Annotated in this window: 21 protein-coding genes and 1 riboswitch; of the genes, 9 read left to right on the top strand and 12 right to left on the bottom strand. The window is 52.9% G+C overall.

What is annotated here, in order from left to right:
* Positions 1-4: 4 nt before the first annotated feature.
* Positions 5-745 (bottom strand): HTH-type transcriptional regulator MlrA, encoded by a 741-nt coding sequence (gene mlrA, locus ACDO57_RS01980; protein WP_024908146.1) that lies wholly within the window; start codon positions 743-745, stop codon positions 5-7.
* Between the two features lie 217 nt (positions 746-962).
* Here mlrA and ACDO57_RS01985 point away from each other — a divergent pair, with 217 nt between their 5' ends.
* Genes ACDO57_RS01985 through ACDO57_RS01995 form a run of 3 tightly spaced genes read left to right on the top strand, consistent with a single transcriptional unit; the run spans position 963 to position 3,878 of the window.
* A complete protein-coding gene (locus ACDO57_RS01985; RefSeq protein WP_048992500.1) occupies positions 963-2,648 on the top strand; it encodes a sensor histidine kinase in 1,686 nt (561 codons plus the stop codon).
* Entirely contained in the window at positions 2,642-3,361 is a 720-nt protein-coding gene (gene btsR / locus ACDO57_RS01990; RefSeq protein ID WP_024908144.1) for a two-component system response regulator BtsR, read from the top strand. The genes ACDO57_RS01985 and btsR overlap by 7 nt, the downstream gene beginning before the upstream one ends.
* 46 nt (positions 3,362-3,407) lie before the next feature.
* Positions 3,408-3,878 (top strand): DUF1456 family protein, encoded by a 471-nt coding sequence (locus ACDO57_RS01995; RefSeq protein ID WP_063408463.1) that lies wholly within the window; start codon positions 3,408-3,410, stop codon positions 3,876-3,878.
* A gap of 107 nt (positions 3,879-3,985) precedes the next feature.
* Here the strand turns inward: ACDO57_RS01995 and metG are convergent, their stop codons facing one another.
* Entirely contained in the window at positions 3,986-6,019 is a 2,034-nt protein-coding gene (gene metG, locus ACDO57_RS02000) for a methionine--tRNA ligase (RefSeq protein ID WP_032663202.1), read from the bottom strand.
* 137 nt (positions 6,020-6,156) lie between these two features.
* Here metG and apbC point away from each other — a divergent pair, with 137 nt between their 5' ends.
* A complete protein-coding gene (gene apbC, locus ACDO57_RS02005) occupies positions 6,157-7,266 on the top strand; it encodes an iron-sulfur cluster carrier protein ApbC (RefSeq protein WP_045908656.1) in 1,110 nt (369 codons plus the stop codon).
* A 95-nt stretch (positions 7,267-7,361) separates the two neighbouring features.
* Here the strand turns inward: apbC and ACDO57_RS02010 are convergent, their stop codons facing one another.
* A complete protein-coding gene (locus ACDO57_RS02010; RefSeq protein WP_370883461.1) occupies positions 7,362-7,817 on the bottom strand; it encodes a GNAT family N-acetyltransferase in 456 nt (151 codons plus the stop codon).
* Positions 7,792-8,112 carry an RcnB family protein gene (locus tag ACDO57_RS02015; RefSeq protein WP_024908140.1) on the bottom strand — a complete coding sequence of 107 codons (321 nt, stop codon included), beginning with the start codon at positions 8,110-8,112 and terminating at the stop codon, positions 7,792-7,794. Before ACDO57_RS02015 ends, ACDO57_RS02010 begins: the two co-directional genes overlap by 26 nt.
* A 217-nt stretch (positions 8,113-8,329) precedes the next feature.
* On the opposite strand from ACDO57_RS02015, the gene ACDO57_RS02020 reads away from it, so the two are divergent.
* A complete protein-coding gene (locus tag ACDO57_RS02020) occupies positions 8,330-8,845 on the top strand; it encodes a protein disulfide oxidoreductase (protein ID WP_032645288.1) in 516 nt (171 codons plus the stop codon).
* Positions 8,846-8,881: 36 nt separating this feature from the next.
* Here ACDO57_RS02020 and ACDO57_RS02025 read toward each other — a convergent pair whose 3' ends face one another.
* The 3 genes from ACDO57_RS02025 to ACDO57_RS02035 all read right to left on the bottom strand — a co-directional run bounded on the left by ACDO57_RS02025 (position 8,882) and on the right by ACDO57_RS02035 (position 13,083).
* The gene (locus ACDO57_RS02025) at positions 8,882-10,348 is read right to left on the bottom strand and encodes an aspartate aminotransferase family protein (RefSeq protein WP_024908138.1); all 1,467 of its coding nucleotides are present in this window, start codon (positions 10,346-10,348) and stop codon (positions 8,882-8,884) included.
* A gap of 18 nt (positions 10,349-10,366) precedes the next feature.
* A complete protein-coding gene (locus tag ACDO57_RS02030) occupies positions 10,367-11,743 on the bottom strand; it encodes a diaminobutyrate--2-oxoglutarate transaminase (protein WP_014884533.1) in 1,377 nt (458 codons plus the stop codon).
* 332 nt (positions 11,744-12,075) lie between these two features.
* Positions 12,076-13,083 (bottom strand): LacI family DNA-binding transcriptional regulator, encoded by a 1,008-nt coding sequence (locus tag ACDO57_RS02035; protein WP_370883462.1) that lies wholly within the window; start codon positions 13,081-13,083, stop codon positions 12,076-12,078.
* Between the two features lie 238 nt (positions 13,084-13,321).
* Here ACDO57_RS02035 and ACDO57_RS02040 point away from each other — a divergent pair, with 238 nt between their 5' ends.
* Both ACDO57_RS02040 and ACDO57_RS02045 read left to right on the top strand, forming a co-directional pair.
* On the top strand, positions 13,322-14,563 hold the full coding sequence (locus tag ACDO57_RS02040) for an MFS transporter (RefSeq protein WP_370883463.1): 1,242 nt from the start codon (positions 13,322-13,324) through the stop codon (positions 14,561-14,563).
* Positions 14,564-14,578: 15 nt separating this feature from the next.
* Complete coding sequence (locus tag ACDO57_RS02045; protein ID WP_370883464.1) at positions 14,579-16,012, top strand: glycoside hydrolase family 32 protein; 1,434 nt, start codon at positions 14,579-14,581, stop codon at positions 16,010-16,012.
* A gap of 249 nt (positions 16,013-16,261) precedes the next feature.
* Here ACDO57_RS02045 and ACDO57_RS02050 read toward each other — a convergent pair whose 3' ends face one another.
* The 5 genes from ACDO57_RS02050 to ACDO57_RS02070 all read right to left on the bottom strand — a co-directional run bounded on the left by ACDO57_RS02050 (position 16,262) and on the right by ACDO57_RS02070 (position 20,691).
* A complete protein-coding gene (locus ACDO57_RS02050; RefSeq protein WP_228117538.1) occupies positions 16,262-16,723 on the bottom strand; it encodes a hypothetical protein in 462 nt (153 codons plus the stop codon).
* 308 nt (positions 16,724-17,031) lie between these two features.
* The gene (locus ACDO57_RS02055; RefSeq protein ID WP_080350515.1) at positions 17,032-18,825 is read right to left on the bottom strand and encodes a YadA C-terminal domain-containing protein; all 1,794 of its coding nucleotides are present in this window, start codon (positions 18,823-18,825) and stop codon (positions 17,032-17,034) included.
* Between the two features lie 592 nt (positions 18,826-19,417).
* A complete protein-coding gene (locus ACDO57_RS02060) occupies positions 19,418-19,903 on the bottom strand; it encodes a type VI secretion system tube protein TssD (protein ID WP_148769710.1) in 486 nt (161 codons plus the stop codon).
* 18 nt (positions 19,904-19,921) lie between these two features.
* Positions 19,922-20,248: a DUF1493 family protein gene (locus ACDO57_RS02065; protein WP_032646524.1), complete on the bottom strand. Its 327-nt coding sequence runs from the start codon at positions 20,246-20,248 to the stop codon at positions 19,922-19,924.
* Positions 20,242-20,691, bottom strand: coding sequence for an STM2901 family protein (locus tag ACDO57_RS02070; RefSeq protein WP_075201566.1), 450 nt, complete (start codon positions 20,689-20,691; stop codon positions 20,242-20,244). Before ACDO57_RS02070 ends, ACDO57_RS02065 begins: the two co-directional genes overlap by 7 nt.
* 418 nt (positions 20,692-21,109) lie before the next feature.
* Positions 21,110-21,207: riboswitch (TPP riboswitch) on the top strand.
* 34 nt (positions 21,208-21,241) lie between these two features.
* Between ACDO57_RS02070 and thiM the strand changes: the two genes are divergently transcribed.
* Positions 21,242-22,012, top strand: a complete 771-nt coding sequence (thiM, locus tag ACDO57_RS02075) for a hydroxyethylthiazole kinase (protein WP_290093396.1) — start codon at positions 21,242-21,244, stop codon at positions 22,010-22,012.
* A complete protein-coding gene (thiD, locus tag ACDO57_RS02080; protein ID WP_048992476.1) occupies positions 22,009-22,809 on the top strand; it encodes a bifunctional hydroxymethylpyrimidine kinase/phosphomethylpyrimidine kinase in 801 nt (266 codons plus the stop codon). Before thiM ends, thiD begins: the two co-directional genes overlap by 4 nt.
* Positions 22,810-22,848 lie beyond the last annotated feature (39 nt).

A 22,848-nucleotide genomic window follows, 5' to 3' on the forward strand; every position in this document is an offset into this window, starting at 1 on the left:
GCCGTTATGGCTCATCCGGACCAAGGGAATAAACCGGGTAACCATTCTCTCGCCATTCCGTCAGCAACTGTTGCTGCGTGGCGGACGGTACTTCACCACACCAGACCAGCAGGGTCTGGCCCTCAAAAAACTCAGGCTTAAGCTGCGCCAGCGAATGCGCCAGAACATCCACGCGCCAGCCCTTCTGGGTGGCAATCCACGCTTCCAGCCACAGGCGGGTGGTATCGTGCACGTTCCAGCCGACCACCAGCGCATCTTTTCCGGCTTTGTTCTTCGCCGAGGCAAGGCAGACGGCGATGTAGTTGATCAGCACCCCGTCGAGCATGCTGAGCAGCGCCTGCAGGGTGGACTGCTGGCACTGCAGGCGTCGACGGAGCGGAATGAAAAGATGGTTGATCAGCGTCTGTGCCGGATAATCGCGGCCTTGCTCTTTTATCCATGCGCGCAGGCGCTGCAGGTTGCCCGCCTGCAGGAGTCGCAGCAGGGTTTCCTGTTGTTCGCGCCAGAGGTGCTGCGTGTCCGGGTCGTCGTGGCTCAGCAGGGACTTCACCTTGCCGACCTGCACCCCGTTGTCGATCCAGCTTTTAATTTCGCGAATGCGGTCGATATCGGCTTCATTGAAAAGGCGATGCCCACCGTCGGTCCTCTGCGGTTTGAGTAATCCATACCGTCGCTGCCACGCCCGTAGGGTAACGGGATTGATATCACAAAGGAGTGCCACTTCACCTATTGTGTAAAGCGCCATATTCGCCCCCTGGCTTACGCGTCCCCAGCTTAACTGTAGACTCACTTTGGCGAACCAGGAAAGATTGATTGATTTTTGAACAAACAATGCGAAGCATGCGCGATATTCAGAAAAAGGTGTGATAACGGACACGATTTTGCGCTTTTTTGGAATGCTTCAAAGAAAGTAAACCCGCATCAGTGTATGTTACGCGTTTTTAGCGTGTGCGGTTTTGAGTATGTACGAGTTTAATCTGGTGCTGCTGTTGCTTCAGCAGATGTGCGTGTTTCTTGTCATTGCCTGGCTGATGAGCAAAACGCGCCTGTTTATCCCGCTGATGCAGGTCACCGTACGTCTGCCGCATAAGCTGCTCTGCTACGTCACCTTCTCTATTTTCTGCATCATGGGGACTTATTTTGGTCTCCATATCGAAGACTCTATTGCCAATACGCGCGCTATCGGCGCGGTGATGGGCGGGCTGCTGGGCGGTCCCGTCGTCGGTGGCCTTGTCGGTTTAACCGGGGGTCTGCATCGCTATTCCATGGGCGGGATGACGGCGCTCAGCTGCATGATCTCCACGATCGTGGAAGGTCTGCTAGGCGGGCTGGTGCACAGCTACATGATCAAACGCGGCCGCCCGGATAAAGTCTTTAGCCCGCTCACCGCCGGTGCCATTACCTTTGTAGCCGAAATGGCGCAGATGGCGATCATTCTGCTCATTGCCCGTCCGTTTGAGGATGCGCTGCACCTGGTCGGCAGTATTGCCGCCCCGATGATGGTAACCAACACCGTGGGTGCGGCGCTGTTTATGCGCATTCTGCTCGACAAGCGCGCCATGTTTGAGAAGTACACCTCGGCCTTTTCCGCGACGGCGCTGAAGGTCGCCGCCTCGACCGAAGGGATCCTGCGCCAGGGGTTCAACGAAGAGAACAGCATGAAGGTCGCGCAGGTGCTCTACAAGGAGCTGGATATCGGCGCGGTGGCTATCACCGACCGCGAGCGGCTGCTGGCCTTTACCGGCACCGGGGACGATCACCATCTGCCGGGGAAACCCATCTCCTCAGCCTACACGCTGCGCGCCATTGAAACCGGTGAGGTGGTGTACGCCGACGGTAACGAGGTGCCTTATCGCTGTTCGCTGCATCCGCAGTGCAAGCTGGGCTCCACGCTGGTGATTCCGCTGCGCGGCGAGAATCAGCGGGTGATGGGCACCATCAAGCTGTATGAGGCGAAAAACCGTCTGTTCAGCTCGATCAACCGCACGCTGGGGGAGGGGATCGCCCAGCTGCTGTCCGCGCAAATCCTCGCCGGACAGTATGAGCGGCAGAAAGCGCTGCTGACGCAGTCCGAAATTAAGCTGCTGCATGCCCAGGTCAATCCGCATTTCCTGTTCAACGCCCTCAACACGCTCAAAGCGGTGATCCGCCGCGACAGCGATCAGGCCGCGCAGCTGGTGCAGTTTCTGTCGACCTTCTTTCGCAAAAACCTGAAGCGACCGTCTGAGATCGTCACCCTCGCCGATGAGATTGAGCACGTGAATGCCTATCTTCAGATTGAGCAGGCGCGTTTCCAGTCGCGCCTGCAGGTGTCGCTCTCCGTGCCGGATGAGCTGGCGTATCAGCATCTTCCGGCCTTTACCCTGCAGCCGATTGTGGAAAACGCCATTAAGCACGGCACGTCGCAGCTACTGGGAACGGGGGAGATAACCATTGCCGCCAGCCGTTTTAACCACCATCTGGTGCTGGATATTGAAGACAATGCCGGGCTTTACCAGCCTTCCGCCTCTGGCGGTCTGGGGATGAGCCTGGTGGATAAACGCCTGCGCGCCCATTTTGGCGACGACTGTGGCATTACCGTCGCCTGTGAGCCAGACCGATTTACCCGTATTACCGTACGACTGCCGCTGGAGGAAAACGCATGTTAAGAGTGCTGATTGTGGATGACGAGCCGCTGGCACGGGAAAACCTGCGCGTTCTGCTGCAGGAGCAGCCGGATATTGAGATTGTGGGAGAGTGCGCGAACGCCATTGAGGCCATCGGCGCGGTGCACAAACTGCGCCCGGACGTGCTGTTCCTCGATATTCAGATGCCCCGCATCAGCGGGCTGGAGATGGTCGGCATGCTCGACCCGGAACATCGTCCCTACATCGTGTTTCTGACGGCGTTTGATGAATATGCCGTTAAGGCCTTTGAGGAGCACGCGTTTGACTATCTGCTCAAGCCGATTGAAGAGAAGCGGCTGGAAAAAACGCTCACCCGTTTACGTCAGGAGCGCACCGTACAGGACGTCACGCTGCTGCCGGAAAACCAGCAGCCGCTGAAGTTCATCCCCTGCACCGGGCACAGCCGGATCTATCTTCTTCAGATGGATGATGTGGCCTTTGTCAGCAGCCGCCTGAGCGGGGTGTTTGTCACCAGCGCGGAAGGGAATGAAGGGTTTACCGAGCTGACCCTGCGCACGCTGGAGAGCCGCACGCCGCTGATTCGCTGCCACCGCCAGTATCTGGTGAACATGGCGCACCTGAAGGAGATCCGCCTGGAAGATAACGGCCAGGCCGAGCTGGTGCTGCGTGCCGGGCAAACGGTGCCCGTCAGCCGTCGCTACCTGAAGAGTTTGAAAGAGGCGATTGGGCTGTAAAGCTGGTACACTGCGCGCCATTGCATCATCGACATTCGAAGGCTCTATGCTAAGTAACGATATTCTTCGTAGCCTGCGCTACACCCTGAAAGCGAACAATAACGACATGGTGCGCATTCTTGCGCTGTCCGACATGGAATCCACGTCTGCGAGTTTTGACACGTGGATGACCAAAGAAGACGAAGAGGGATTTGTCCGCTGCCCTGACATCATTCTGTCGGGTTTCCTGAACGGCCTGATTTACGATAAGCGTGGCAAAGATCCGGCCGCGCCAGAGCTGGCGCTGGAGCGTCGGGTGAACAACAACACGGTGCTGAAAAAGCTGCGCATCGCCTTCTCGCTGAAAACGGACGATATCGTGGCGATCATGACGGAGCAAAAATACCGCGTATCCGTGCCGGAAGTGACCGCCATGATGCGCGCGCCGGATCACAAAAACTACCGCGAGTGCGGCGACCAGTTTCTGCGTAATTTCCTGCGTGGGTTAACTCACCGGGTGCATCACCCGAAGGCGTGATTGCAGAATGGGTGCGGCCTGATGCCCTCACCCCAACCCTCTCCCACGGGGAGAGGGAGAAAACAAAATGCCATAAAAAAAGCCGGAGATAATCTCCGGCTTTTTTGTTATTTCACCTGCTGACCCGGCTTCGCGCCTTCGTCTGGGCTTAAAAGGAAGATATCTTTCCCGCCAGGGCCTGCGGCCATCACCATCCCCTCAGAGATGCCGAAGCGCATTTTGCGCGGCGCCAGGTTCGCCACCATCACGGTTTGACGACCGATCAGCACCTGCGGGTCCGGATAGGCAGAACGGATGCCGGAGAAGACGTTGCGCTTCTCGCCGCCGAGATCCAGCGTCAGGCGCAGCAGCTTGTCAGAACCGTCCACGAACTCCGCGTTTTCAATCAGCGCCACGCGCAGGTCGACTTTGGCGAAATCATCGAAGGTAATGGTTTCCTGAATCGGATCGTCCGCCAGCGGGCCGGTGACCGGTGCCGCAGCAGCCTTCACTTCTTCTTTAGACGCTTCCACCAGAGCTTCAACCTGCTTCATCTCGATGCGGTTGTACAGCGCCTTGAAGGTGTTCACCTTGTGGCCGAGCAGCGGCTGCTGGATTGCATCCCAGGTCAGTTCGGTGTTCAGGAACGCTTCAGCACGGGCTGCCAGCTGCGGCAGAACCGGCTTCAGCCAGGTCATCAGCACGCGGAACATGTTCAGACCCATGGTGCAGATCGCCTGCAGGTCAGCGTCGCGGCCTTCCTGTTTCGCGACAACCCACGGGGCCTGCTCGTCCACATAGCGGTTGGCAACATCGGCCAGCGCCATGATTTCACGAATCGCTTTACCGAATTCACGGCTTTCCCAGGCTTCACCAACCGCAGCGGCGGCATCGGTGAAGGTTTTATACAGCTCAGGATCGGCCAGTTCAGCAGAAAGCACGCCGTCAAAACGCTTCGCGATAAAGCCCGCGTTACGGGACGCCAGGTTGACGACCTTGTTGACGATGTCCGCGTTCACGCGCTGCACGAAATCTTCCAGGTTCAGGTCGATATCGTCGATGCGGGAAGAGAGCTTCGCGGTGTAGTAGTAGCGCAGGCTGTCCGCGTCGAAGTGGTTCAGCCAGGTGCTGGCCTTGATGAACGTCCCGCGGGACTTGGACATCTTCGCGCCGTTCACCGTTACGTAGCCGTGTACGAACAGGTTGGTTGGCTTGCGGAAGTTGCTGCCTTCCAGCATCGCCGGCCAGAACAGGCTGTGGAAGTAAACGATGTCTTTACCGATGAAGTGGTACAGCTCGGCAGTGGAATCTTTCTTCCAGTATTCGTCGAAGCTGACGGTATCGCCACGCTTGTCGCACAGGTTCTTGAAGGAGCCCATGTAGCCGATTGGCGCGTCCAGCCAGACGTAGAAGTATTTGCCCGGCGCGTTCGGGATTTCAAAGCCGAAGTACGGCGCATCGCGGGAGATATCCCACTGCTGCAGGCCGGATTCGAACCACTCCTGCATTTTATTCGCCACCTGCTCCTGCAGCGCGCCGCTGCGGGTCCACGCCTGCAGCATTTCGCTGAAGGACGGCAGGTCGAAGAAGAAGTGCTCGGAGTCACGCATCACCGGCGTGGCGCCGGATACCACGGATTTCGGCTCGATAAGCTCGGTCGGGCTGTAGGTCGCGCCGCACACTTCGCAGTTATCGCCGTACTGGTCCGGGGATTTACATTTCGGACAGGTGCCTTTGACGAAACGGTCCGGCAGGAACATGCCTTTTTCCGGATCGTACAGCTGAGAGATGGTGCGGTTTTTAATAAAACCGTTCTCTTTCAGACGGGTGTAGATCAGCTCCGACAGCTCGCGGTTTTCGTCGCTGTGCGTGGAGTGATAGTTGTCATAGCTGATGTCAAAGCCAGCAAAATCAGTCTGATGCTCCTGACTCATTTCGGCAATCATCTGCTCCGGGGAAATCCCCAGCTGCTGCGCTTTCAGCATGATCGGCGTGCCGTGGGCATCGTCCGCACAGATGAAGTTAACCTCGTGGCCGCGCATTCGCTGGTAACGGACCCAGACATCAGCCTGGATATGCTCCAGCATGTGGCCGAGGTGGATTGAGCCGTTGGCGTACGGCAGTGCGCACGTTACCAGAATTTTCTTCGCGACTTGAGTCATAGTAGGCATTACTTCTTTTAACTGTGAAAAGGGTTTTTGATATTACCAAAAGGGGCATTATTAAGTAAGCACAAACCACGGCCTTTCAGGTAAACTTGTTCATCTAAGGTCTTATTCACAAGAACAAAGGAGTCGGGATGAGTTCTCAATCCCAGGCCAAATCACCGGAAGCCTTACGAGCAATGGTCGCCGGGACGCTGGCTAACTTTCAGCATCCAACCCTGAAGCACAATCTCACTACGCTGAAAGCGTTACACCACGTCGCCTGGCTGGACGATACGCTGCACATTGAGCTGCAGATGCCGTTCGTCTGGACCAGCGCCTTTGACGCGCTGAAAGAGCAGACCAGCTCTGAGCTGCTGCGCATGACCGGCGCGAAGGCGATCGACTGGAAGCTGAGCCACAGCATCGCCACGCTGAAGCGCGTGAAAAACCAGCCTGGCGTGAACGGCGTGAAAAACATCATTGCCGTCAGCTCGGGCAAAGGCGGGGTGGGGAAATCCTCTACCGCCGTTAACCTGGCGCTCGCGCTGGCAGCGGAAGGGGCAAAGGTCGGTATTCTGGACGCCGATATCTACGGTCCGTCTATTCCGAACATGCTGGGCGCGGAAAACCAGCGCCCAACCTCGCCGGACGGCACCCACATGGCGCCAATCATGGCGCACGGTCTGGCGACCAACTCCATCGGTTACCTGGTGACTGACGATAACGCCATGGTCTGGCGCGGCCCGATGGCCAGCAAAGCGCTGCTGCAGATGCTGCAGGAGACGATGTGGCCGGATCTGGATTATCTGGTGCTGGACATGCCGCCGGGCACCGGTGACATTCAGCTGACGCTGGCGCAGAACATTCCGGTGACGGGAGCCGTTGTGGTGACCACGCCGCAGGATATCGCGCTGATCGACGCCAAAAAAGGCATCGTGATGTTCGAGAAGGTGGAAGTGCCGGTGCTCGGTATCGTCGAGAACATGAGCATGCACATCTGCAGCAACTGCGGCCACCACGAACCTATCTTCGGCACGGGTGGCGCAGAAAAACTGGCCGCGAAGTATCACACCCAACTGCTGGGACAGATGCCGCTTCACATTACCCTGCGCGAAGATCTGGATAGCGGCAAGCCGACGGTGGTCAGCCGTCCGGACAGCGAATTTGCAGAAATGTATCGCCAGCTGGCGGGACGCGTTGCGGCGCAGCTCTACTGGCAGGGCGAAGTCATCCCAGGGGAAATCGCGTTCCGCGCAGTGTAACGCCTTAGCGTAGAATTGCCGGGTGGCGCTTCGCTTACCCGGCCTACAAGTGGCACCATCACGTAGGTCGGGTAAGGCGAAGCCGCCACCCGACTTTAACCCAAGCGATAGTGCATCAAATAATATTCTCCCTCCGGAGAATCCCCCGTCGCCTCAATGTGCCAGCCGTGCTGCTGGTAAAACGCGACAGCCCGCGCATTCTTCACCAGACACTTAAGCGAACCCGTACTGGTAAACGTCTTCTGAACCTGTTCCAGGAGCATACGCCCGACACCATGGCTTTGATACTGCGGGTCGACAAACAGGTTGTGCAGGAAATTATCGTTCGTCCAGACGGAGGCAAAACCCAGGCGATGACCGTTCTGCGTGGCAACCCAAATCACTTCGTCACGGGTTGCCGCGTCAAAGTCTTCCAGCTGCCAGTCTGCACTCTCCAGCCATGGCCAGGCTTCACGCCGGGCGTGGAGGTAGAGCGTGCGCAGGAAAGGGCGGTCACTTTCCTGCCAGGGGCGAATCAGGATTGCGTTAGCGGTGATAGAAAATATCTCCATTGTAGGCTTTGTATATCTTGCCATCAGCATCGCCAATCAGCACGTAGTTCTCACCCATGTAGGTCCAGTGGGTTCCGGCATCCGGCGCCGGCAGGTTACGCAGCTGGTACTGTTTGATGGTGTACTCCGGCGTTTGATACTGCGCCGGCGCCGTGTCGCCAATCTTGAATTTCGTGAAGTCAGCGATGAACTCTTGTTCTTCGTAAGCGCTGATGCCTGATGCTGCTGGTGCTGCGTTAGCCACGCTTGCCAGGGTCATCACGACACCCAGAAGCAGCCATTTACACTTAGCCATTTTTTCTCCAGTTAACCTGTTTTTACTTTTTGCTTTTGCACGTCAACAATACGGCAACCTGACTATTTTATGTATCAGACTATGGCTTGTTCCAGGAAAAATGTAACAAAACTGAACATAACCCGGGGATCGTTTTCCGCTAGGAGCACGACACTTCTTTACAGCATGACGCAAACTCGCCCGCTATGATGACCTCCGGTTAAATTGAGAGGTCACAATGGATAACCGCAAAATCAGTCGACTGCGCCGCTGGGCGCGGGAAGGGATCATACTCGTTCTGCTGACGCTGGCCGTGGTATGGGGTGTTGATCAGTACCGAAAACCGACGCTCCCCGCCAGTTTTAGTGCAACGCCGATGCAGAGCATCGACGGCAACGTTCACGATATTGCGGCGCTCAGCCAGGATCGTCCGCTGCTGATCTACGTCTGGGCAACCTGGTGCAGCATTTGCCGCTACACGACGCCTGCGGTTAATCAACTGGCAGAAGAGGGCGGGAACGTGGTGAGTATCGCCATGCGTTCTGGTGACAACGCAAAGCTTGAGCGCTGGGTTGATAAGAAACAGCTAAAAATGCCGGTGATTAACGATGCAAACGGTGCTTTGTCGCAGCAGTGGCAGGTGAGCGTCACGCCAACGCTGGTGGTTGTGTCGAAGGGGAACGTGGTCAGTACCACGACGGGCTGGACGAGCTATTGGGGATTAAAATTAAGGATGTGGTGGGCAGGCGTATAAAAATAACCCCTCTCCCGGCGGAAGAGGGGTGTTGTATTACTTAGCCAGAACTTCCTGCGCGGTGCGCTCAACCAGAGACAGCAGGATTTTAATATCTTCCAGCGTCACGGTTGGGTTCAGCAGCGTCAGCTTCAGGCAGGTGACGCCGTTATGCTCGGTCACACCGACGTTCGCACGGCCGGATTCCAGCAGCGCGTCACCAATTTTCTGGTTCAGCAGGGCGATACCCGCTTCATCCGTCTGCACCTGTCCGCGGAAACGGAACAGAACGCTTGCCAGCTGCGGCTGCATAACCAGCTCCAGCGCAGGCTGCGCTTTCACATAGGCCGCAACCTGCTGTGCCAGGGTCACGCCGTGATCGATGATCGCCGCGTATTGCTCCTGACCCAGCGCTTCCAGGCTCATCCACAGCTTCAGCGCGTCAAAACGACGGGTGGTCTGCAGAGATTTGGAAACCAGGTTAGGCACGCCGGCCTCTTCGTCGAACTCAGAGTTCAGGTAAGCCGCCTGATAGCGCATCAGCTCATAGTGGCGCGCTTCTTTCAGCAGGAACGCGCCGCAGCTGATGGTCTGGAAGAACTGCTTGTGGAAGTCCAGGGTGACGGAATCCACCAGCTCGATGCCGTCCAGGTAGTGACGATACTGCTCAGACATCAGCAGCGCGCCGCCCCAGGCCGCATCAACGTGTACCCAGATGTTCTGCTTCGCCGCCAGCTCTGCAATCGCACGCAGCGGGTCGATAGCACCGGCATCGGTGGTACCTGCCGTCGCGACGATGGCCAGAATCTGCTCGCCGTTCGCATTGCACTGTTCGATTTTCGCCGCCAGATCGGTCAGATCCATGCGGGAGAATTCGTCCGTTTTCACCTGCACCACGGACTGGTAGCCCAGGCCCATCAGCGCCATGTTTTTCTGCACGGAGAAGTGCGCGTTTTCGGAGCACAGCACGCGAATTTTGCGCAGATCGCCAACCAGACCGTCCTGCTGAACGGAATGACCCTGACGCGCGAAGAACGCATCGCGCGCCAGCATCAGGCCCATCAGGTTGCTCTGAGTCCCGCCGCTGGTGAAAACACCTGCGTCGCCGGCCTGATAACCCACGCGGGTACGCAGCCACTCGATCAGTTTGATCTCAATGATGGTTGCGGACGGGCTTTGATCCCAGGAGTCCATACTCTGGTTAGTGGCGTTGATCAGCACTTCCGCCGCCTGGCTTACGACCAGGCTTGGGCAGTGCAGGTGCGCCACACACTGCGGGTGATGAACGGACAGGCTGTCTTTCAGGAAGAACTCCACGGCGCGTTCAATCGCCGCTTCGTTGCCCAGCCCTTTCGGGTTGAAATCCAGCTTAATACGGTCGCGCAGTTCCGCGACCGTTTTGCCCTGATACATCTCAGGCTGTTTTAGCCACTGCATCACAGCCTGAGTGCTTTGTTCAATCGCCTGCTGGTAAGCTTCAATGCTCTGCGCAGAGGAGAACAAAATTGGGTTTGAATCAGACATCGTAATCAACAACTCCGGTTACGCCGGGCGAACGCCCGCAGCAAGCAGTGCCTGCTCAAATTTATCCAGGAAGATTTTCAGCTCTTCGTCACTGATCAGCAGAGACGGCAGCAGACGCAGAACGATACCGTTACGGCCACCGCGCTCCAGAATCAGACCGGCTTCGAAGCACTTCTTCTGAATCAGTGCAGACAGCTCGCCGTCGCCAGGGAAGCAGCCCATGTGGTCTGCGGCTTCGTGTGGCTTAACGATCTCAATACCGATCATCATGCCCAGACCGCGCACGTGGCCGATGACCGGATAGCGTTTCGCCATCTCTTTCAGCTGGCCTTTCAGCCATTCGCCCTGTGCAGCCACTTTGCCTGCGATGTTCTGGTCTTTCAGGATTTTCAGCGTCGTCAGACCGGTTGCCATCGCCAGCTGGTTGCCGCGGAAGGTACCGGTGTGGTGACCTGGCGCCCACGCATCGAACTGCTTTTTGATACCGAGTACGGCCAGCGGCAGACCGCCACCGACGGCTTTAGACATCACGATGATGTCTGGCTCAATGCCAGCGTGTTCGAAGGCGAAGAATTTACCGGTACGGGCAAAGCCAGCCTGAACTTCGTCGAGGATCAGCAGAATGCCGTGTTCCTGAGTCACTTTACGGATGCGCTGCAGCCACTCAGCCGGAGCCGGGTTCACGCCGCCTTCGCCCTGAACCGCTTCCAGGATCACCGCAGCAGGCTTACGCACGCCGCTTTCAACGTCGTTGATCAGGTTATCGAAGTAGTACGTCAGCGCTTTCACGCCCGCTTCACCACCGATACCCAGCGGGCAGCGGTATTCGTGTGGGTAAGGCATGAACTGCACTTCTGGCATCATACCGTCAACCGCTTCTTTCGGAGACAGGTTGCCGGTCACGGACAGCGCGCCGTGGGTCATACCGTGGTAACCACCAGAGAAGCTGATGATACCGCTACGACCGGTCACTTTTTTCGCCAGCTTCAGCGCCGCTTCAACGGCGTCAGCACCGGATGGACCGGTGAACTGCAGGCAGTACTCTTTGCCCTGACCAGGCAGCAGAGAGAGCAGGTATTCAGAAAACGCGTCTTTCAGAGGCGTCGTCAGATCCAGAGTATGTAACGGCAAGCCGCTGGTAATGACATTTTGGATGCTTTTCAGCACATCAGGATGGTTATGGCCAAGCGCAAGGGTCCCTGCGCCTGCTAAACAGTCAAGGTATTCTTTATTATCTGCATCGGTGATCCACACGCCTTCTGCTTTAGTGATGGCTAAAGGCAGTTTGCGCGGATAACTCCTGACGTTAGATTCAAACTCGGCCTGACGGGCCAGATAGGTTTCGTTGCTTTTGTGGGCATCTACGGTGTCAATACGGACTTTATCCGTCATCATATCACTCCTACAACCGCCGCTTCGTTATGAGCCACGATTGAATAAAAAGTTAAAAAACAGATGGGGCCTGAAAAAAACGCCGCCAATATAGAGCCTTTTGCCACGGGGCTCAATGGTTAATTTGTTTACTGTTTTGTGACACGGGGCTGTGGGGAGAAAATATCCCCATTTTTAAAATGAAAATTGCATTTTATGCCAAATAAAAACAGCCTGTTACAGGCTGTTTGTCCGGCGTGTACAGTCGCAGAAAAGAGTGTGACAAAACGTGCCATCGAATGGCAAAAAAGGAGGCTGCCTGTCTCTATTCCTGCGTCATGTGCAAAAAGCGGTGCTCATGATGCATGCACAACGGAATCACGCATCAAAAAAGGACTTTCAACGCGCGTGGTGTTCTGATGCTCTTCACCGTTAATAATATGCATGGCGCTCAGGCGACCAATTTCATAGTGTGGCAGTTGAACCGTCGTGAGAGGAGGCAGGAACAGCTCCCCAATACCCACCATATTGTCATAGCCGATTACCGCGACATCTTCCGGTATGCGAAGCCCTTGCGCCAGCAGCGTCTGGTACACCATAAACGCGATACGGTCGTTGCCGCAGATAACGGAGTCGAACCGGGGAATGCCATTCTGCATGTGCGCCAGCAATACTGACGGAATGTCACGATAGTGCTCATCGCCGAGCGCCATATAGCTGTGCGCCAGGCTGTGCGGGTCGAGTCCCGCTTCACGGCATGCACGTTCCAGCCCCTGACGACGTCGGGTTGTGGCCAGATGCCCCTCAGGCAAATGCAGGCAGAGAGGGCGTCGATAACCCTCCGCGAGTAACGCCCGTACGGCGGTATACTGCCCCTGTTCATCATCGGGAATATAGCTGGCGACCTTTTCGCCGTCACTTTCGCAGTTGGCCAGCACGCAGGGAAGGGTGAGGAGTTTGGCCGGGAGAGGAACCTGACGTAACCCCATGGTGGTGTAGATAATTCCGTCAGGCCGATGAGAAAGGAGAAGGTCGACAATGGCGTCCGGGTTGTCATCGGTAAACATATTCATCACGAAGCTGTTCCAGCCGTGCATTCTGGCCGTTTCTTCAATCGACAGCGTGATTTCCACCGAGAAAGGCGTCGTCACCGTATCGAGCGCCAGTACGCCTATGGTTTTCGGCGAGGCATGCGCGCCGCGAATTTTCTTGGCGGACAGGTCTGGCACGTAGCTGGTCTGCTCGATAGCCAGCTGAACGCGCGCCAGCGTTTCCGGCTTAAGGCGTTCCGGGGTGTTCAGCGCACGTGAGACCGTCATCAGCGATACGTTAGCCAGCTTTGCGACGTCCTTCAGGGAAGCCATTTTCTTACTCCGTTAATGCTCTGTGTGAAAGGGTATACAACTAAGTCGCTGATGTAAAAGGAAGGCTGATGCACATGCCAGGTCAGGCTTACCTCCGTGATGAATGTTTGATCGCGATCTCATTCTCTAAATGTTAACGTTAACTTTCGTGATTAACATCTTAAATCTTCACCAAACAGCATGAGAAAGAAATTATGTTAACGTTACCATTGCGTCATTACTCCAACATGAGAATGTCATGATGAAAACGCATCACTCTCACAGCTACCCTTTATTAAGCGCACTACTCTTTTTCTTTTTTGTCACCTGGTCATCTTCCGGCTCGCTACTCTCCATCTGGCTTCATCAGGAAGTGGGCCTAAAAGCGGGGGATACCGGCGTTATCTATGCCGTGCTTTCCGTCTCCGCGCTTTTTGCTCAAATCTGCTATGGATTCATTCAGGACAAGCTCGGTCTGCGCAAAAACCTGCTCTGGTTTCTGACCAGCCTGCTCATTCTTTCCGGTCCGGCCTTCCTGCTGTTTGGTTATCTGCTGCAAATTAACGTATTACTCGGCAGTATTTTCGGCGGGGTTTATATCGGGCTGACGTTTAACGGCGGAATAGGTGTTCTGGAGTCCTACACCGAGCGCGTGGCCCGCCAGAGCCAGTTCGAGTTTGGCAAGGCGAGGATGTGGGGATCGCTGGGCTGGGCGGCGGCAACCTTTTTTGCAGGGCTCCTGTTCAACATTAATCCGAAGCTGAACTTCGCGGTGGCGAGCTGCGCCGGGCTGGCGTTTTTTGTGTTGCTGGCGCGCCTCAGGGTCTCTTCCGCTCCGCACGCCATGCAGGAGGCGGTGTCCGGCGGTAAGGTTACGCTGGAGGATGCCTTGCGCCTGCTGACGCTGCCGCGCTTCTGGGCGCTGGTGTTTTTCGTTATCGGCACCTGTATTTATGGCGTTTATGACCAGCAGTTCCCTGTCTATTTCTCCTCACAGTTTCCGACGTTACAGGAAGGGAACGCCATGTACGGCTATCTCAACTCCTTCCAGGTTTTCCTGGAGGCGGCGGGCATGTTTTGCGCCCCGTGGCTGGTGAATCGCCTCGGTGCGAAAAACGGCCTGATTTTCGCCGGAATGGTGATGGCGATGCGTATGGTGGCATCGGGTCTGGTTGAGGGGCCGGTATTGATCTCCATTACCAAGCTATTGCACGCGGTTGAACTGCCCATTTTGCTGGTCTCCATCTTTAAATACAACAGCCTGCATTTTGATAAGCGGCTCTCTTCCACCCTCTATCTGGTGGGCTTTGCCTGTACAAGCTCGGTGATTGCCTCGGTACTGTCGCCGCTGGCCGGCTACAGCTATGAGAAATACGGCTTTGCCCAGTCCTATCTCATCATGGGGTTGTTAGTTTTCAGCACCACGTTTATCTCCATCTTCCTGTTGCGCTCGGGTAAGTCCTCTTCTGACCCGCTCATGCCGCAACCTTCCACTATCTGATTAAAGAGTAGAGAAATGACGTATTCCATTACAAAAGCAGAACAGGAACTGCAGTCCGGACGCGAAGGGCTCAACCTGCGCTGGTATCCCCGTTACCACCTCGCCGCGCGTGCCGGCTGGATGAACGACCCGAATGGCCTGGTCTGGTTTGACGGCTGGTATCACGCCTTTTATCAACATCATCCGTATTCGACCCAGTGGGGGCCGATGCACTGGGGCCATGCGCGCAGCAAAGATTTAGTTCACTGGGAACACCTCCCGGTTGCGCTGGCACCGGAAGGACCAGACGACAAGGACGGCTGTTTTTCTGGCTCAGCGGTGGTGGATGGTGACACGCTGGCGCTGATCTACACCGGCCACAAATTCCACGGCGATCCCGGCGATGAGGCTAATCTCTACCAGGTTCAGTGCCTGGCAACCAGCCGTGACGGCATCCACTTTGTGCGGCACGGGACCGTCATTGACACACCGCCTGGACTGCATCACTTCCGCGATCCGAAAGTATGGCGTGAAGGGGAGTGGTGGTACATGGTCGTTGGCGCGCGAGAGGGTGATACGGGCCAGGTGCGTGCGTACCGGTCTGCCGATCTGCGAGAGTGGCAGGACAGGGGCGTGCTCGCGGTGGCTGAAAAAGAGATGGGCTACATGTGGGAATGTCCGGACTTTTTCACCCTTAATGGTAAACGCGTGCTGATGTTCTCTCCTCAGGGGCTGGCGGCGGACGGATTCAAAAACCGTAATCTTTTCCAGAGCGGGTATCTGGTAGGTGAATGGCAGCCCGGCCAGCCCTTTGTGCGTGAAGGTGAATTTGTAGAGATGGATTACGGGCATGATTTCTATGCGCCGCAAAGTTTCCTGACGCCCGACGGCCGCCGCATTGTTATCGGCTGGCTGGACATGTGGGAATCACCTCTGCCGGAACAGGAGGATGGCTGGGCAGGCATGCTCTCCTTACCTCGCGAGCTGACGCTGAGTGCGGATAATCATCTGCAAATGCATCCAGCCAGAGAAGTTGAAACCCTGCGCGGGGCGTGGTTCCCCTGGCCGATAAGTACGCTTAATAACCAGCAGATGACGCTGGTGGAACACTGCGATGCGATGGAGGTCACTCTGCAATGGGATTGCGCGAACAGCAGCGCGGAGCAATACGGCATTCGTCTCGGCGACGGGCTACGCATCTATGTTGATGCCCAGATGCAGCGCCTGGTGCTGGAGCGTCACTATCCGCAGTATGGCTTGTGCAGTACCCGAAGCGTCGCGCTTAACCTGAACGACATGCTGAACCTGCGCCTGTTCTTTGATAGCTCGTCTGTGGAGGTGTTTGTCAATGAGGGGGAAGCGTGCCTCAGCAGCCGCATTTATCCTGATGCAGACGGCCGCGAGCTGGCGTTGTTTGCCTGGGCGGGGGGAGCGTCGCTTATTCATGGCGGGGCATGGCAATTAGAATAAAAGGGCTTATGACATTTCTGACCCTTTGCATGGAGTGAGACCGGCAAATAAAAAAGGCGACCGCAGTCGCCTGATTTATTTTAGCGAACCCTTCTTTTACTGCTTCATTTGCATCAATCATCATATAATCCTCAAGAATAATTGAAAAAAACGCCCATCTGTTAAGGGCGGCTTTAGCAATACACTAAAGACTGACAATCACGAATCTAATATACTTTGCTATTTAGTCCCTTTTAAGTCAGGGGGATATTATTTTTTAATCTGCGAATTAACGACTTTTCCATTTTCAACAGTCAGCAAAAGCGTATAGCCTTGTTTCTTCCATACCCCATTATTAGGCTTCCAGCCATTAGCAAGAAGATATTCAGCACTATCAGAGATAGGCTTATTCATTACATGATCAGCTTCCTTAGTGATGTTATTCACTTTAGGTGCTTTTGTATTGCATTGCCCCGCAGCATCCATCACTTGTGTACAGCCTTTAGGTAAACCATGCGCAGATTGTGCTTTCTGTACTGGATAGAGCGCTTGCGCATTTTCCATTGCTTGCTTTTCAGCTGAAGCGTTTATCGTTGCCTGCCTGTTTTGTTCTGCAATGTAACAAGCATCACGGCTAATACCTTGAGCTTCACAATCTGCCATGCGTTGAGCCTGTGAAGTACAACCCGCTAACGCAGAAACAGACAAAGCTACTATCATCAACTTGTTCATATGTCCTACACCGTTATTTAAATAAAGAGAATCTTTAAGCGTGTATCTATAAGAATAACTTCTTTCATAATCTCACCCATTCAACATACATTAGACCCATAAAGAAACCTGTGGCCACTAATGCTAATGCCACTATAGTGGAGAATAAAATATATTTTGTCATGTTCGCTATCATCAGAATAATCAAATTAAGCCAGTTAGCCATAAGTCATAGGGTGAGTTTGTAGTGATATCGTTGGTTAACTGGCTTGTTATTTAAAACTCTTAATAAAAGCCTCTAACGAAGAGGCGTGGGTTAAAAACTTTATTTAGAAACCGAAAGCTACACCAGCCCCGTAAGTAGCGCCGCCGAAGGAACCCGCACCAACAGAAGCTTTAGTTACGATGTGATCGGTAACACGAGCAGAGATTCCTATAGCAACAGCACCTTGAGAGTCATAACCGCCAGCACCAGCACCGATAGCGAAAGTCTGAGAGTCTGTTACCTGCGGGATGTTGCTCATAGCGGCCACAGAAGCAACACCAACAGCAGCACGTTTACGGTTGTTATCTACATCATCCTTAAGGTTCTGGAAGTTGTTATTACTTTCATTTTCTAACGCTGTAATACGTTCTTCATGGTTCTTCAGTTGTGCGCTGTGATTCTGAATAGTGGTTTCTTGTGCTTGTTGACGCGACTGAACGTTAGCGACAGCAGCTTTATTAGCAGCGGCTACTGTTTGTGCATCAACAGCTAAAGATTGCGCATAAGCGCTCGTATTGATTGCCTGAGTCGCTTTGTCAGAAGCATCTTGCAGGGCTTGATCTTGTCTATCCTGATCGTCTTTGAATGTATTTGAATCTACTTTAGTAGTAAGTGCGTTTGTGTTTGCATCAGCTTTAGCGTTTGCATTAATCGCAGAGGTTAAAGATGTGTTAGCCGTATTTGGAGCAGGAATTGTTGTAGCTACCGGAGTTTGGCTATCTACTACAGTGATTGTTAATTTCTGAACCCCGCCCTGAACCCCGATAGGATCATTACGGCTAATTATCTGTTGTACAGGAGCCTGAATAATAGCTTTTGGCGGTATAGTTGGAGTGTACATTAAGTTAGTTTGTACTGTTGGGATTTTGCTCGGAACATTGTAAGGCTGTGCAACTGGTATAGGTTGTTTGTTAGGAATCTGCTGAATAGGGAGACTTATTTTAGGTGGCACATTATAAGGTTGAATTGTTGGTTGTTTAACCGGAACGTTGTAAGCCTGTGGCTGTGGTGGAACAACCGGAGTTTTCTGTACTGGTAAAATAGCTTGAGGGGCTACCAAAGGAGTAGGAGTGTTATTTACCAACATTTTGGGTGGTACGTTATATGGTAATGGCGTAGGCTCTTTAACGGGGATGTTATTAGCTAACGGTACAGGGGCTTTCGTCGGAACGTTGTAAGCCATAGGGACAGGAATTTTATTAGGGGTACTATTGGTCAACAAAGGAGGTACTTTGTTAGGTATGCTATGTGGTAATGGAGAAGGTACACCCTGATTAATAGGTGTAGGAATTTGTTGTTTAACTATAGGAATAGCAACAGGCGTAGCTACAGGAACCTTCTGAACCAAAGGAGGAGTTTTAATTACTGGCTTTGGTGGTTCAACAATCAAAGACTGCTTAGTTGGAGTAGTTATAATACTGTTAGCATTTGTAGTGTTAGCTGGTGCTGCAATCAAACCAGGCTCATTTAAAGTTGTTTTAGTATTAGTTACAGCAGTGTTACCAGAAACTACTACGGGTATATTAGCAGCTAAATTTACTTGTGCAGGTGTAGAAGGGGTTAACGTGCTCATAGATACAGGTGGAGTGATCCCTCCAATCTGTGTTACATAGATTAATTTACCTTGCGCCTGATCATAATAGCTATTGCTTACGAGTGTGTTATTAGCATCATTCAATGTGTTGCTTGCTATTACATTGTCACGAATCCACGGGGCATATTTTACAATGTCTGGATGTGAATTAAAGTAAGAGTTGGCAGCAGCAAGATCAGCACCAGTTAAAGAAGCTTCAGCTACACCAGTAGACACAACACTAAACATAAAAACAGCGATAGCTGATTTATTTAAAGACTTCATTTGAAAGCTCTCATCAATGCAAGAAAAAATTAAAGTAAGGGTGCTATCCGGGCAGGAAGATATAACCTCCTGTTATATCTGGATTAAACCTTGGTGAGTCTCAAAATTTAAGTTTGATAACTTATTTCGCAACGTGCAGTAACTATCTATGAATGTGTAATTTTGATTATTGATCTAGATCATGGATAGCATTTATCGCTAAACAGGTCTGCTGTAATATGAAAGGTATTATCTTAATAAATACAATTAGATAAGATTTATGACGTTCTGGATCTCAGAACATGAGAAAATTTCAATGCATAAGGTATGCTTAAGCATTTAACTATAAAATCATGCTAAATGTGTAAAACAGTTAATTCAAATTTATAGATTTTTCTACATTCTTTGCTTTTGAATCCTTTTTGTGTTTTGAATGAAAGTTGGTATTCAACTAAAGATTTTCTCTGTAGTTACTCACTAAAAATAAATGTGTTGAAAACTTATACGAAGTTGTATCTGGCTTGAATTGCTATATCTAAGTAAGAAGGTTGTTATACGAAATGGAGAGTTTAGAAGAGGGGGCATGATAGCCCCATATTTAGAGTGGGTTATGCTAAGCTTGTCTCTTTTCATTCCAGGCATCGGAATGCAAGATATTGCCATCTTTATAAAGGTGAGTGATCTTTTCATAAGCTAAAGACACATCTTCCATATGGCCTGTACCCGTAGCCGTTCGGGTATCATGCATCACAGGGCTAAAGCTAACTACTTTCACATTTTCTAGTGTAATGGTGTAGTAAATTTCCTCTTGCCCGCTGTAGTTGATACGATAGAAATTAAACTCAGCGCTTTTAAGAGTTTGCCCCGTTGCAACTGCTTTAAACAGATAGGGTGATGAACTATCAATCTCTTTAGTGAAATTGAATGAGCAATGTTGTCGGCTTCCTGTCACTTTACCTGTTAAATTGTCTGTAGGAATGATCACGCTATGCTGTAAGCTACGTAGTTCTATGCTTCCATCACGTCCATAAACGTCACAAGACCCCATGATCTGAGATCCACCATCATCTTTTAAAATCAAATGTACTGGTACAGCCATTTTTAACGCTCCTTGCTGTTAGTCGTATAACCATCTTCCTGCTTTAGCCGATTCTGCAAACATCCTTACAGTAAGAGGTTTTGAGATTTGCTTTACTGGTTTATCAGTAAACCATCTTCTAAAGAACCACGTTCTAAACCACGGATAATATTTCTGATAATTCATTGCTGACATGTCAACATTAAAAAATCTGTCGTATTTATTAATGCAATAAATTAAATCATCATCGTCTGCATAATCTTGAAGAATATCATCAAGCTCTAACGGTATCAGCTTTCCTGTGAATGTACCTGACACAGGTAACTCTTTACGGAATAGCTCTAAAACTTCCTGATCTGTTACCATATGCGATCTTTCTCGTGTGCGATTGTGTTGTAGTCACGAACGGTTTTATAAACGATTTTACTAATATCGCTCGCTACTATAGCCCAACCAACAACAGGTAATCCACGCCCCACAAAAGCGCCCAGGTTAGTAACATATTTAGGCTTAAGTGTTGTTATGCTCGCTTCTGTAAGAGTTGGAAGTCTTACAGGTAATTCAGTGTTAAGAAGTTGGCGAAGGTATTTTGATGCTATTGACGTACCCGCTGTGGTTCCGTAAGGTTTACCTCTTGTTTTTAATAATGGCAGACCCAGAATAATACAGCTCATTGAAATAACATCTTTAATTCCGCCAAATTGATCATTAACTCTATCCAGTAAAATCCAAAAAAATAACTCTCCTGCAGTGATATTGCATACGCCACGATAGAAATATGTTCCATTTAATTCTTCAACTGTATCCATCAGTAACCCTTTAGTTTCAGGTAACATGTTGATTAATCGTACTGCGTGCAAGTACAAAGGGGAAGCTGTTTTTATGAAAAAGCACTTAAAATCAAAGTGCTGTTGGCTAAATGATAAAGGTTATGTGTGCAGGCTATACATTGAGACAGTCGGATACCAGTGAATTATATAAGGGAAAGAGAAGGGAATTCATTAGCTACTGCTCAATACCATCTATTAAAATGTTAATTATTTTCTTTTCTGTGAAGGATCTTTTAGTCGTTTAATTAAAAAGACAGAGAGTAATTGGGTGTCGTTGTTCTTTCTGAGTATTCGAAGTCTTTCGCTCCTGCCTTGCGTGAAGAATCATTATCCGAAAGAGTGTGCTTGCTTGAGCAAGCAACTTCCCCTAATCTGGCAAAAAGTAAGCTAATGCTTACCAAATGACTCGGGGTGCCCTTCTTCGTTGAAGGCTGAGAAATACCCGTATTACCTGATCTGGATAATGCCAGCGTAGGGAAGTCAGATGCCTTCCCGGTATCGCTTCTTCACGCAAGGCAGGAGCGAACCCATGCAGCCTGACCTGCTCGATTTACACGTTTTACACCACTTCCGAACCCGTTCTCCACTGACCCATTGTATGACCAACGATGTCGTACAGACCTTTACGGCCAACGTTTTGCTGGCGCTTGGCGCATCACCGGCGATGGTGATCGAGGCCGAAGAGGCCGAGCAGTTTGCCGCGATAGCCGATGCGCTGCTGGTTAACGTTGGCACGCTGACCGCGCCGCGCGCGCAGTCGATGCGTCGTGCCATTGAAAGTACGGTGGCGGCAGGCAAACCCTGGACGCTGGACCCGGTTGCCGTTGGCGCGCTCGCGTTCCGTACCCGTTTTTGCCATCAAATTCTTGCCCTGAAACCGGCGGCCATTCGCGGCAATGCCTCAGAAATCCTTGCTCTTACCGGAATGAGCGCAGGCGGGCGCGGCGTCGATACGACCGATACCGCCGCCAGCGCGGTGCCCGCTGCTCAGGCGCTGGCCCGCCAGACCAATGCCGTTGTGGTCGTCACCGGTGAGGTGGATTACATCACTGACGGACAACGCACCCGAACGGTAACCGGTGGTGACCCGCTTATGACGCGCGTAGTGGGCACCGGGTGCGCTCTCTCCGCCGTCGTCGCGGCGAGCTGCTCGCTGCCGGGCGACCGGCTGGATAATATCGCTGCCGCCTGCGGATGGATGAAACGAGCCGGAACGGTCGCGGTTGCGCAGTCGCGTGGCCCGGGCAGTTTTGCCAGCGCGTTCCTGGATGCGCTCTACACGCTGGAGGAGCAGGCATGAAGCGGATTAACGCCCTGACCATTGCCGGCACCGATCCCAGCGGCGGCGCGGGCATCCAGGCAGACCTGAAAACCTTCTCCGCCCTTGGCGCGTACGGCTGCTCGGTCATTACCGCGCTGGTGGCGCAAAACACGCGCGGCGTACAGTCGGTCTACCGGATTGAGCCGGATTTTGTTGCCGCGCAGCTGGATTCAGTGTTCAGCGACGTGCGCATCGATACCACCAAAATCGGCATGCTGGCTGAGACGGATATCGTTGAAGCGGTGGCTGAGCGGCTTAAACGCTATCAAGTGCAAAACGTAGTGCTGGATACGGTGATGCTGGCGAAAAGCGGCGATCCGCTGCTCTCTGCCTCTGCCGTGGAAACGCTGCGCAAAAAGCTGCTGCCACAGGTGGCGCTCATCACGCCTAATCTTCCGGAAGCCGCCGCGCTGTTGGGCACATCGCACGCGCAAACGGAACGTGAGATGAAAGCGCAGGGGAACGCGCTGCTGGCGATGGGCTGCGGGGCGGTGCTGATGAAGGGCGGGCATCTGGATGACGCGGAAAGCCCGGACTGGCTCTTCACCCGCGACGGCGAAGTGCGCTTTACCGCGCCGCGCGTGCAGACCAAAAATACCCACGGCACGGGCTGTACGCTTTCGGCCGCGCTGGCGGCGCTGCGTCCACGGCATGACGGCTGGGCCGATACGGTGCGCGAAGCGAAAACCTGGCTCTCGGCGGCGCTGGCGAAAGCCGATACTCTGGAAGTGGGTCACGGTATTGGGCCGGTTCATCATTTTCATGCATGGTGGTAACCCAGTATACTTGCAGGAAACACCACGCCTGAGAAAACA

The organism is Enterobacter cloacae complex sp. 2015409 (assembly GCF_041365315.1).
Lineage (GTDB): Bacteria > Pseudomonadota > Gammaproteobacteria > Enterobacterales > Enterobacteriaceae > Enterobacter > Enterobacter pseudoroggenkampii.